The organism is Taishania pollutisoli, assembly GCF_014518315.1.
In the GTDB taxonomy this organism is placed as follows: Bacteria; Bacteroidota; Bacteroidia; order Flavobacteriales_D; family Crocinitomicaceae; genus Taishania; species Taishania pollutisoli.
Genome location: NZ_JACVEL010000002.1, coordinates 201850 through 214267, shown reverse-complemented (window position 1 = coordinate 214267; position 12418 = coordinate 201850). Strand labels below are relative to the sequence as shown.

Here is a 12418-nt window from a genome sequence, read left to right as displayed (position 1 = left end):
TCAATTTTCATTGAACCGGTGCACGCCACCGGTCTCCTCCATTTTCCGGGCATAATCAGACAAGTATTTTCTGTTATCTGCTTTCGCCTGCGCAATATAATCTTCCAGCAGCGGTGAATGAATGGTTTTTAACGTCTGCAAAACTGCCATTTTTTGGTATTCATCCATCTCTCCATATATGTTTCTGTTCCAAAAATGAACGGCATACGCTTCTGTTTTATCCGGTTGCAATTTTGCGAGTTCCATCAACGACCGTCTGCTGACGTATTCATCCTGGTCATTGACAAACTGTTCGAGCAGGTTGAAAGCAAGTGTTTTATCCGTGATTTTATGTAATTGCAATGCCATTTGCCATTTTGCATCACTCTCTCCGGTCAATATACTTTCTTTTGCCAATGCTACAATCACTTTTTCACTCAGACAATAGGTCAGATTCTGCGTCTCATAATCTTTGGCAATGATAAACAGTAACCGTTCTTTTTCTGCTGCTGACCATTCATCCGGTTCTGTCGTCTGCATAAACACTTCAAATTCCTGGTAAATCTGATTCCAATGCGTATAATTAAATTCTCTCATAACCGAAGCAGGTTGCCTGTGCATCCATTTTTCAAAACGTTTGATTTCCGCAAATAATCGGTGCTGCCTTATTTCGTCTATTTCATGTTTCATGTTGATCCCTATCCTTGTAATGACCGCTTTTTGTTCATCCGGTTTTCACACAATCCCGGTAACAATTTACCTCATTATTTACTCTGCTTTTATTTTATTTCAGTGGTTTTGGTTAACAAACCTAACAAATATGTATCATTTTAACCGTTCAGGCAGTATTTTTTTTCGCTGACGGAAGTTTTGCCGTGTACACGGGATGCAAACTAACAAACAGAATCCGATGAACAAAACAAGATTCCAATTCATTTTCATCAAAACAATCCGTACCTTTGTATTTCTAAAAATAAAATCAATATGAAAGTTCCGGTTACCATCTATTCAGAAATGACTCCCAATCCGTCAACAATGAAGTTTGTTGCTAATAAATACTTACTTGGGACGGGAGATTCCGCAGAGTTCAGAAATAAATCAGAAGCAAAAGGTTTTTCTCCGCTGGCAGAAGAATTGTTTTCGTTTCCTTTTGTAGATGGTGTTTTCATCGCCGCTAACTTCGTTACCGTTACAAAAACAAATAATGTTCCATGGGATTTTATCACAATGGAATTGCGTCAGTTTATCAAAACATGGATTGAAGACGGAAAAGAGGTATTAATTGCCATGCCGCAAAAAACTGCAAACGTAGAAGCAAAAGTAGAAACAGAAGAAAAAGCATCTATTCTGGCTAATTTATCTCCTTCTGAGTTCGACGATGCCATTTCCAACATCCTGGATGAATATGTACGTCCGGCCGTAGAAAATGACGGTGGTGCAATCGATTATTTGGGATTCAACGACGGTACTGTATCCGTGATCCTGAAAGGTTCTTGCTCCGGTTGTCCTTCTTCTACAGCTACCCTGAAAGGTGGAATTGAAAACTTACTGAAACAATACATCCCCGAAGTAACGGAAGTTGTTGCGATTAACGGTTAAGTGAATGAAGCATTAAACGTGTATTAGTGGAGAGTTGAAAGTTGGAAATGTGTGTAATGATTCACTTTCAACTCTCCACTTTCAATGTTATAGACTGCTACAAAAAATCCGAAGTTTGTCGTATTTTGAAGATTGGTTAAAATTTCCAATTTTGTAATCAAATACAGTAGAACATGACCCAAATAATAAAAATTGCTATTGCTGAAGACATTTCCAAGCTCGCTCAGGCCTTAAAGGAAAAAATAGAACTGGCCGTTGAATTCAAAGTCGTAGAAATCGTCTCCAATGGTTCTGAAATGGTCAAACGACTGGAAAACAATCACGCTGTTGATGTCATTTTCATGGACATCAACATGCCGGAAATGGATGGCGTACAGGCAACGGAGATCATTTCCAATCGCTGGCCGAATATTAAAATCATCATGTGTACGGTTTTTGACGATGAACAAAACATCTTTGAAGCCATCATGGCCGGTGCAAGCGGATACATTCTCAAAGATGAACCACCGGTGAAAGTTCACAAATCTATTTATGAGGCACTGGAAGGAGGCGCTCCGATGAGTCCGATGATCGCTAAGAAATCACTAACACTGATCCGAAAAGGAAAACCGAGTGAAGTTGTTATCGAAAAAGATTATGAGTTGACCCGGCGGGAACTGGAAGTATTGGAACAAATCGCTAAGGGACTCAGCTATGATCAAATTTCCGACAACTTGTTCATCAGTTATGGGACAGCAAGAAAACACGTGGAAAACATCTACAAGAAAATGAAGGTTCACAACAAAGTTGAAGCCCTGGAAAAAGCTAAAAAGGGCGGATTAATCTAACAAAAAACACCTGATTTTCACAAATCAATTATTTTTCAATCATTCTTTGCCCGCTACTGAAACCGTTTTATCTAAAAAAAAATTACTTTTGGTGTAAAACTTTCATTTTTAAACCTATGCGCTCATTTGTTTTATTTCTGACATTTCTTACTTCTCTTTCTGTTTGGAGTCAACCGGAAATTGATGCACTCAAGAAAGCATATCCAAAGCAAAAAGGAAAAGAAAAAGCGCAATCACTTGTCGATTTATCGTTTTACCTGGCGGCGTCTAAACCGGAAGAGGCAAAAAAATATGGGCGGATGGCTGAAAAAGAGGCAAAAATGCTAAACGATTCCGCTTTTCTTGCGACCATTTGGAATGACTGGAGTTTTGCTTATTTCTATAGCGGTGATCTGGATTCTTCCCTGCTATTGAATCAACAAGCGTTGGAATACCGGACGAAGTTGCACGATACAATCGGAATGGGCAAATCCCTCAATAAAATTGCAAACACGTATTATGAAAAAGGCCTGCACGATAAATGTCTTGAAGCCAATTTACTGAGTTTAGATTATTTTAAAAAGACCGGGCAAGAACAATTAATCGGCCAGGTATACACCAATATCGCCAATGTATATGAACGGATCAACCGGTATGAAGAAGCATTGAAATTTCACTTGCAAGCGATTGAATTATTAACAAAATATGGTAATCAAGTCGGTGTCATTACTTCCAAGATCAACGCTGCAAATTGTTATCGGAAATTAGGTGATGCAACCACATCCCGGAACATGTACCTGGAGCTTATTCCTGAAATTGAAGCGATTAAACATACTGAATACCTTGCTGGAGTTTACCAGGGGTTGGGAGTTTTAGAACGTGAACAGGGAAATCTGGAAAAGGGAATTGAGTATTATAAAAAATCACTGGAAAAATACGAAGAGGTCGGTGTCAAAAGTGGTATTTCTCTCGTTGCTGTCAACCTGGGAATGAGCTACCTGGATAAGAAAAACTTTCCGGAAGCAGAACAATACCTGAAAAAGGGGTTGGATATTGCATTGGAAATGGAATCGAATTATAATATCCGCCATGCCTACAAAGGATTGTTTCGCCTGGAAACCTTGAAAGGAAACAATGAAAAAGCTGACGAATACTTCGAATTGTACGTTGCACAAATGGATTCCATTTACAACCAACAGTCCAACAAAGCCATTTCGGAAATGAAAGTGAAGTTTGATACTGAGAAAAAAGAATTAGCGCTTCAGGAAGAAATTATTAAAAATAAAAATAAAACCCTGCTGCTACTGGTATTAATCGGTGCCATTGTCATCCTTATCATTATCATTGTACTGATTATTCAACGGAGAAAATTGGACCGGCAACAATCGACGATTACCAGTTTACAAAACCTGGAAGCTGAGCGGAACCGTATTGCCCGGGATTTGCACGATAACCTGGGAGCGGAGTTGACCATGATTTCGTCGAAACTGGACATGAAAGCATTCCGTACAACGAATGAAACTGATAAAAAAGACCTGGAAGATATCCGCAGCATTTCTTCCAATGCCAATTTTGTATTGCGGGAAACCATTTGGTCCATTCACAAACAGGAACTCACAATTGATGAATTGTACCGAAAAGCGGAAGAATACGCCAACCGGATTCTGGGAGGAAGAGAAATCCGTGTTGCTGTTGTTGCAACAGATAAAAATACCGTTCTCTCCCCTGCACTGGCGCTTCACTTGTTCAGAATTATCCAGGAAACGATTAACAATGCCTCAAAATATGCAAATTGTACCGAATTACGTGTGCTGATCAGCGCTTCAAAATTAGAAATAACGGATAACGGGAAGGGATTTGACCCCGAAACTGCCAAGAGAGGATATGGATTACAAAACATGGAACAGCGTGTGAAAGAATTCAACGGAACAATCAGTATTGAATCGAAAGAAGGAAAAGGAACACGGGTAGTTGTTGAGTTCGGATAAGGAGTAGTAATGATGCATTATGAATGTTGAATGTTGAATTATCAAGTATAGGGGTACTATTTTTGAAGGAGTTGAAAGTTTAGAATATCAATGCTTAATTATCAAATGTCGGAAAGAAGATTCTTTGTTCCGAAGTTTTGATAATTGATAATTCATTATTTGTGATTCATCATTGAACGTGTGCCAGCTATAAGAATTGATTTTAATTGAGAGAAATGTTCTCCGTTGATTGAAATCCTATAATTTTGTAGGCGTAAAACAAGATGCATGTCCGGAGTTACTGATTTTTCTAAAAAACTGGTTTTTGAAGGCCATTCCGGTGCGATCTATTCGCTGCAATATGACGGACAATTCATTTATTCCGCCAGTGCTGACAAATATGTTGTTCGCTGGAATTTAGCCACAGGAGAACAGGACAAATTCGCGATTCGTCTTCCTGCTACTCCGTATTCCATTCAGTTAATTGACGGACATTCAAAACTCATCACCGGGTTATCAAACGGAGACCTTCACATTTTTGACCTGGTGGAACGAAAAGAAGTGAAATTCTATAAACTTCATAAAAAAGGTGTTTTTGCATTAGCAGAAAATCAATTGAAGCGGCAATTTTACAGCGCCGATGGCGACGGAACGTTCTCTGTTTGGGATACGCAAACATTGGAGTTGTTAATCCAGCTTCCTTTTGATTGTGGTAAAATCAGGAGAATTATTCCTTCGAAAGACGGTTCTCTGGTTTACCTCTGCTGCCAGGATGGAAACATCCGATGCATCGACACGACTTATTTCAACCTCATCGATGTGTTTTTTGCACATGAAGGTGGTGTGGGAACGATACTTGAACGAACACATCTGTTAATCACAGGAGGAAAAGATGCACACATCAGTCTGCTCGACATTGCTTCTAAATCTTTTTTTAAGCGGATTCCCGCACACAACTATATGGTTTACGAACTCATTCAACTCAATGATGAATTGATGATATCTGTCAGCAGGGATAAAACAATCAAAATATGGAATACAGAGGATTGGTCGGTTTTGCAACGACTCGATCTGAAAAAAGGAGGGCACCGGCATTCGGTCAATTGTGCAGTGAAGATAGATGATACGACATTTGCTACCGCTTCAGATGATGCACGGATAATTGTTTGGGGAGTTAAGTAGTGGAGAGTTGAAAGTTGAAAGTGTGGGAGATTAATTATCAATGTTCAATTATCAAATGTCGGTAAAAAGATTTTTTGTCCCAACGTCTTGATAATTGATAATTCATCATCTATAATTCACCATTCATAACTGATCATTCATCAAACCATTCTTTTTTGAGCGCTTCCTGTAGTTCCAATTCACCTGTTTCCGCGTTAATTTTCGAAAGAAAATGATCGACTCCGTTGGTGAGTAATAAATAATCCACCTGCAATACCCTGTTGTATTGGGCAATCTGAAACAAGACGTGCTCATCAACAGGAACAGATACGGCTTTGCATTCTACAATCAATTTCGGATTCCCGTTTCTATCCACCACAACAAGATCGCAACGCCGCGCCAAACCGTTTACCCGGATACTGAATTCCGAGGCGATGCGTTCAACAGGAATTTGAATACTTGTAATCAAATAATGGATGAAGTGCTGCCGCACCCACTCTTCGGGTGTTAAGAGCAGTGATTTCTTACGGACAACACACCAAACATACAATTCACCTTGCTTTTTTTCAAGTTTCAACGGTGCTTTCGGTAAATTTAATGGTTGAATGACGTTCATTACTGTCCTCTTTTCAGTCCCATCAGTAATAACTCGATGCTTTTGTATTTTAGATCGAAGACTTTTCCGAGTACTTCACTCGTCAGGTTTCCTTTGTAGATATACACCCCACTTCTGAAACCAAGGTCATTCGAAATCAGGTTTTCACAACCTCCTGCATTTCCCATTTCCAATAAAATCGGTGAAAAAATGTTGGATAATGCAAACGAAGCTGTCCGGGATATCCGGGAAGCAATGTTCGGAACGCAGTAATGAATAATTCCATGTTCCACAAACGTCGGTTTTTTGTGATTGGTCACCCGGGAGGTTTCGAAACACCCCCCCTGATCAATGCTGACATCCACAATGACTGATCCCTGCTTCATCTCACGCACCATTTCTTCCGTAACAATACACGGTGTACGTCCCAACGGAGCGCGCAACGCACCAATGGCAACATCTGCACGCATCAATGCTTTTGCCAACACTTTCGGCTGAATGACAGATGTGTAAATCCGGGTTCCGATATCGTTTTGTAAACGTCTCAAACGCGACAATGAGTTATCAAATACTTTTACATTCGCTCCCAACCCCAATGCGGCACGGGTAGCATATTCTCCAACGGATCCGGCTCCGATAACAACCACTTCTGCTGGTTGCACACCGGAAACACCTCCCAACATCATTCCTTTTCCGTTACTGTATTTGGAAAGCAACTCTCCTGCAACCAATACGGAAGTTGTTCCGGCCATTTCTCCCATGGTACGTACAACCGGAAACACCCCTTCTTCATCACGGATGTAATCCCAGGCAATTGCCGTAATTTTTTTGTTGATTAACTTCTGAAGAATTTCCTTGGGTTGAATCGAAATCTGCAACGCGGAAATCATCGTTTGATGTCCCGGCATCATATCGATTTCATCTTCTGACGGAGGAGCTACTTTGAAAATAATATCACATTTAAAGACTTCTTCCCTGCTATAACATACTTCAGCTCCTGCTTCACTGTATTCCCGGTCCGAAAAGTTGGCCCCCTCCCCGCTTTTTGTCTCAATTTTAACCCGGTGTCCGTTGGAAACCAGTAACGAAACGGCCTCCGGCACCAATGCAACACGATTCTCCTGGAAAGAGGTCTCCTTTGGAATACCTATGTTTAAACTCCCTTTCTTTCTCGCGATTTCAAGCATTTCTTCCTGAGGAAGTAAACTTCCCTGCTGCATCAGATGTTTGAGTAATTCCGGATCGGTTTTCATATTCCAACTGTTTGTGATATTTCGGTTACACGAAGATACGACCAAAAAGCGTTCGTTCGCCAAAGAGGATGCTTTAAAAGTAAAATTATGCAAACAAACCGAAGTTAATCACGTGTTTGGAACACACTTTTTCCAGAAAACCCACCCTTTTATAGAAGAAAAAAATAGCTTCATCATCAGATATAAATTTTATCTATATACTTATTGCTTTTTATAATTGAAGTCACGTGAAAAAGGTATGTATCTTTGTTCCGGAAATAAATTAATAATCACAATAAAAAAACAAAACGTTATGAGTATTGTAGGACAAAAATTCCCGTCTCTTTCAGTAAATGCAATCGATGAATTGGGGGATACATTCAAAATCAATGTATTTGAAAAAGCTGTTAATGAGAAGAAAAAAGTAGTATTATTCTGGTATCCGAAAGATTTCACATTTGTTTGTCCGACAGAAATTCATGCATTCCAGGAAGCTGCTGCTGAATTTGCAAAAAGAAATACAATCGTTATCGGTGCTTCTTGTGATACTGCTGAAGTTCACTTTGCATGGTTAAACACAGCAAAAGACAACGGAGGAATCGAAGGTGTTCGCTTTCCATTGATCGCAGATTCAACACGTGTATTAGCGGAAGAACTGGGAATTCTGGATTATGACCAATTTGATGAAGAATCAGAAGGTGACAATGTTCCTTACCGCGCAACTTACCTGATTGATGAAGACGGAACAGTATTCCACGAATCAATCAACCACATGCCGTTGGGACGTAACGTAGCTGAATTCATCCGTTTGGTAGACGCATATGCACACGTTCAGACGCATGGTGAAGTATGTCCGGCAAACTGGGAAGAAGGAAAAGAAGCGATGAAAGCAAACAGAATCAGCACTGCTGAATATTTGAGCAAAAACTAAACAACAAACAACATGTTTACAGAGTTAACGGAAGATAAACTAGAGCAGTTATTGAACAGCAACACCAAAGTGATGGTTCAATACGGAGCATCCTGGTGCGGTAACTGTAAAATCACCAAGCCGAAATTCAAACGCATGGCGGAAGAAAACCCGGACATTGAGTTTTACTACGTAGATGCGGAGAAATTGCCGAATTCACGTCAATTTGCAGATGTCTCCAACCTGCCTACTTTCGCAGGCTTTGTAGACGGAAAATTGGTAAAACAGGCTCAGGGAAACAAAGTGGAAATCATTCAGGAGGTCAGAGATGCGGTTGCCGGTAATTAAACACATGATCGGCTTCATCGAGCAAAACGATGAAGACTATATCCATGAAACATTGGAAACACTGGAGCATTTAATTGATGCCCCGGGATTGAAAGATGAAGAATTGGACGTGATCGGGGAATTGCTCTCCAACTTTTCGGGTGCCATTGAAGTACATGAAGACATGAAAAAGAATGGTAAATCACAACGGGATGCCTTAAATGACTTCATGAAACGCGTTACCGGGTCAATCGACAATTAACCGGATGGAGGTTGCTATAGAAAAAGGCTTGTAAATTATTGCAAGCCTTTTTTATTTTTTGCTATTTTGCGAACGAATGAAGTACATCTGTCTGGTCATATTGTCGTTGGTTATTCATTGGGGAACTGCTCAAAACTATTCCAAGAACATTGATTTCAGCAAACTCAACATCCAGTTTGAAGATGCTTCAGCAGAATTAAAACCCGAGTACCTTCCGCTGATTTATCGCCTGGCAGACAGTTTGCGGAAAACACCCGATCTGCACGTTACAATCAGAGGGCATGTATGTTGTGTCAAGCGAAATGGGTTAGCCAAACGCCGGGCAAAAGTAGTACGGGACTACCTGCTGTTGTTTGGAACGCACAAGGAGCAAATCACAACCGTGGGAATGAAAAACTCCATGCCGGTCGTATTTCCTGAAAAAACAAAAGCTGATGAACTCGCCAATATGCGTGTCGACTTTGTATTAACACGTCCTTGACCAAACATTCTGAGAAATGCATGCAATCACACTTGAAACCGAGCGAATCCGTCTGAAAATCATTACTCCTGAAATCATTCGCAATCTCTTTGAAACACATACTGAAATGTCTGTAAAAGAAGCCTTGGCACTGGATGAATCCGGGTATGAAAAATACCTGAACATGTACCGGCAAGGCATGGAGACACACCGTATTTCACTGCTCTATTTTTTGCTGGAAAAAAAAGAAACCGGCGAGGTCATCGGAGAATGCGGCTTTCATACCTGGAACAAAGCACACAAACGGGCGGAAGTGTTTTACTCTCTGAAGTATGAATCCGATAAGCGAAAAGGCTACCTGAGTGAAGTACTGCCTGCTGTGCTCGATTTTGGTTTTACACAAATGGAATTACACCGGATCGAAGCATTGGTCGCGGACTGGAATATCCCCTCGGTAAAACTCCTGCTAAAAAATCACTTTATCAAAGAAGGCACATTGAGAGAACACTACCTGGTTGACGGAGTATTTGAAGACTCCGATTGTTATGCGTTGATCAACAAAAAACCGTAAATCATACAACAACCAAAAATCCGCACACTAAATAATCACAACACATCCGGTTAAAAGTGCCTGTTGTCATTTCGAAAAACGCTACCTTTGAACGGTTCATACGATTACGTATCCATGAAAATAATACGATCAATGTTGCTTGTTCTGTTGTGCAATCAGTCGCTGCATGCACAGCACCCGGTCGTACAAACGATTCTCGAAGAAATACAACTGGATTCACTCGTCAATTTTGTGGAACAATTAACAGGAGGAAAACCGGTTGTCATCAACGGGCAATCACACACCATTCATTCACGTCAGTACCAGAAACCGGGCAATGAAATTGCTTTTCAGTTCATGAAACAGGAATTGCACCGGTATGGTTATGCAATTGATTCTTTTAAATTCAGTGCCGGAGGTAAAAACCTGTTCGCCATCAAAACAGGGTACGAATACCCGGACAGATGGCTGATGCTTGGCGCACACTATGACAACCTCCCGCTCACAACAGTTGCTCCGGGCGCCGATGACAACGCAAGTGGCTGTGCCGCAGTGTTAGAGGCAGGAAGAGTACTTTCCGGTTATGAATTTCCCTACACCATTGTCCTCGCCTTATGGGATGAAGAAGAACCGGGACTGTTGGGAAGTACCGCACACATGCACCGGGTCGGAATGAAAGGAGAAAAATTAGCGGGATACATCAACCTGGATATGATTGCCTGGGATGGAAACAACGATTCAGTCGCAGACCTGCACGTCAAACAAATTCATCATTCGGATGCATTAAAAAACAAAGTCGTTTACTGCAATTCGGTCTACAACTTACAGGTTACACTGAATATAGTGGACCCGGGATTTTACTACTCCGATCAGTTTCCATTCTGGGAAAACGGTTATTCAGCCATTGCCATTAATGAACATTACCTGCAGGACCTGAACCCGCATTATCACTCAGCAAGCGACGTGATGAGTCATTTCAACATGCCCTATTTTCTGCGCAACACTAAACTCGGAATAGCCACACTTGCAGAACTGGCGGTGGATATGGAAGCTGATTACGGAATTACGGAAGAGGCGTATGACCTTGTAAAAATTTACCCGAATCCGTTCAATGGACAAATTACCTTTCGTGCCATCACCAAAAACGAACGAATCCAACAAATTGTCATTGTTGATTATACCGGACAGCAACTATTCGAAGGTACATACAACAATAAATCGGTTGTTTTAACGGATCAGAACTACCTGAAAAACGGTGTTTACCTGGTGACGATTTCTACCTCCAATGGCACCTATGTGCGGAAAATTATCAAATTCTGAAAATACCTGACTGTTAAACATAAGGATACCTGTCTGTTTTTTTTACATCCGGCAGTATCTTACACAACAAATTTGTTCTACCTTTAGCGCAAATTACTGACTCTATGAAACAGCGTATTACATATCTATTTATCAGTTTTATTTTCTTCACATTTTACGGGAATGCCCAGAATATAAACGGTTCATTCGTGCATGGAGGCATCACGCGTACTTATTCATTTTACGTTCCTGCTTCATACGTTCCGGGACAGGCTGTTCCACTGGTTTTAAATTTACATGGATATACATCTAACGGATCAGAGCAATCCATTTACGGAAATTTTAAACCCATTGCAGACACTGCCAATTTCATTGTTGTACATCCGGACGGAACAATTGATCAAACGACAAGTCAACGGTACTGGAATTTCGGTATTTTCGGTTCTACTGTCGATGACCTTGGTTTTCTGGAAGCACTGATCGATACGATTTCCGCTCATTATACCATCAATCCGAATCGGGTATACAGCACCGGAATGTCAAATGGCGGTTACATGAGTTATTATTTGGCCTGTCAGAGCAATAAATTTGCTGCCGTAGGGTCGGTAACGGGGTCGATGTCTGTACCGATGTACAATTTGTGCACTCCTTCCAATCCGATTCCAATAATTCAGATTCATGGAACAAATGATCCGACAGTTCCGTATTCCGGTAATTCGACGTCAAAAGCAGTGGAAGATGTTGTGTTGTTCTGGGCAGACAAAAATGCATGTAATTTAACTCCTGCGATTACTCCTGTACCCAATACAAATACGACAGACGGGGCTACTGCTGAGCGTTACCTCTATGCAGGAGGAACAAACGGACATACGGTCGAGTTTTTCAAAGTAACAGGCGGAGGTCATACGTGGCCGGGAGCACCGGTTCCGTTACCGGGTGCCGGAAATACATGTATGGATTTTAGTGCCAGTAAAGAAATATGGCGTTTTTTCAGTCAATACCAATCATCCGGACAAGTGGGAATCACAACACCGACAGCACAGGATTTCGCTATCTATCCCAATCCTTCACAGGGCATCATCAATTTTGATTCAAAAGTACATATCGAACGTGTCCGCATCTTTGACCTGCAAGGACGTATCATCCAAATAATGGAAGCAGAAAACATCCAATCGGTTGATCTGAGCCCGTTAAACAACGGAAATTACTTACTTGAAATCAGTGGTGAGAACTTCCGGGCAATGAGGAAGATTACGCTTGCTTCATTCTGA

General features: G+C 41.0%; 14 protein-coding genes. 11 read left to right on the top strand and 3 right to left on the bottom strand.

What is annotated here, in order from left to right:
* Positions 1-669, bottom strand: coding sequence for a hypothetical protein (locus tag H9Y05_RS04110; RefSeq protein WP_216713571.1), 669 nt, complete (start codon positions 667-669; stop codon positions 1-3).
* A gap of 294 nt (positions 670-963) precedes the next feature.
* On the opposite strand from H9Y05_RS04110, the gene H9Y05_RS04105 reads away from it, so the two are divergent.
* From H9Y05_RS04105 to H9Y05_RS04090, 4 genes are all read left to right on the top strand, one after another.
* Positions 964-1578, top strand: a complete 615-nt coding sequence (locus H9Y05_RS04105; RefSeq protein WP_205729553.1) for a NifU family protein — start codon at positions 964-966, stop codon at positions 1576-1578.
* A gap of 173 nt (positions 1579-1751) precedes the next feature.
* Positions 1752-2405, top strand: a complete 654-nt coding sequence (locus H9Y05_RS04100) for a response regulator (protein ID WP_163490906.1) — start codon at positions 1752-1754, stop codon at positions 2403-2405.
* A 116-nt stretch (positions 2406-2521) separates the two neighbouring features.
* The gene (locus H9Y05_RS04095) at positions 2522-4372 is read left to right on the top strand and encodes a tetratricopeptide repeat-containing sensor histidine kinase (protein WP_216713570.1); all 1851 of its coding nucleotides are present in this window, start codon (positions 2522-2524) and stop codon (positions 4370-4372) included.
* 267 nt (positions 4373-4639) lie between these two features.
* Positions 4640-5533, top strand: coding sequence for a WD40 repeat domain-containing protein (locus tag H9Y05_RS04090; protein ID WP_163490908.1), 894 nt, complete (start codon positions 4640-4642; stop codon positions 5531-5533).
* A gap of 133 nt (positions 5534-5666) precedes the next feature.
* Here H9Y05_RS04090 and H9Y05_RS04085 read toward each other — a convergent pair whose 3' ends face one another.
* Together H9Y05_RS04085 and H9Y05_RS04080 are read right to left on the bottom strand one after the other, a co-directional pair.
* Positions 5667-6128 carry a type I restriction enzyme HsdR N-terminal domain-containing protein gene (locus tag H9Y05_RS04085; protein ID WP_163490909.1) on the bottom strand — a complete coding sequence of 154 codons (462 nt, stop codon included), beginning with the start codon at positions 6126-6128 and terminating at the stop codon, positions 5667-5669.
* Positions 6128-7360, bottom strand: a complete 1233-nt coding sequence (locus H9Y05_RS04080; protein ID WP_163490910.1) for an alanine dehydrogenase — start codon at positions 7358-7360, stop codon at positions 6128-6130. The genes H9Y05_RS04085 and H9Y05_RS04080 overlap by 1 nt, the downstream gene beginning before the upstream one ends.
* 292 nt (positions 7361-7652) lie before the next feature.
* Here H9Y05_RS04080 and H9Y05_RS04075 point away from each other — a divergent pair, with 292 nt between their 5' ends.
* From H9Y05_RS04075 to H9Y05_RS04045, 7 genes are all read left to right on the top strand, one after another.
* On the top strand, positions 7653-8270 hold the full coding sequence (locus H9Y05_RS04075; protein ID WP_163490911.1) for a peroxiredoxin: 618 nt from the start codon (positions 7653-7655) through the stop codon (positions 8268-8270).
* A 12-nt stretch (positions 8271-8282) separates the two neighbouring features.
* On the top strand, positions 8283-8597 hold the full coding sequence (locus H9Y05_RS04070; RefSeq protein WP_163490912.1) for a thioredoxin family protein: 315 nt from the start codon (positions 8283-8285) through the stop codon (positions 8595-8597).
* Entirely contained in the window at positions 8578-8838 is a 261-nt protein-coding gene (locus H9Y05_RS04065; RefSeq protein WP_163490913.1) for a DUF6952 family protein, read from the top strand. The genes H9Y05_RS04070 and H9Y05_RS04065 overlap by 20 nt, the downstream gene beginning before the upstream one ends.
* A 76-nt stretch (positions 8839-8914) precedes the next feature.
* On the top strand, positions 8915-9319 hold the full coding sequence (locus tag H9Y05_RS04060) for an OmpA family protein (RefSeq protein ID WP_216713569.1): 405 nt from the start codon (positions 8915-8917) through the stop codon (positions 9317-9319).
* Between the two features lie 16 nt (positions 9320-9335).
* Positions 9336-9869, top strand: coding sequence for a GNAT family N-acetyltransferase (locus tag H9Y05_RS04055; protein WP_216713568.1), 534 nt, complete (start codon positions 9336-9338; stop codon positions 9867-9869).
* 114 nt (positions 9870-9983) lie between these two features.
* Positions 9984-11168: a M28 family peptidase gene (locus H9Y05_RS04050; RefSeq protein ID WP_216713567.1), complete on the top strand. Its 1185-nt coding sequence runs from the start codon at positions 9984-9986 to the stop codon at positions 11166-11168.
* A 104-nt stretch (positions 11169-11272) separates the two neighbouring features.
* Positions 11273-12418 carry an extracellular catalytic domain type 1 short-chain-length polyhydroxyalkanoate depolymerase gene (locus H9Y05_RS04045; RefSeq protein WP_216713566.1) on the top strand — a complete coding sequence of 382 codons (1146 nt, stop codon included), beginning with the start codon at positions 11273-11275 and terminating at the stop codon, positions 12416-12418.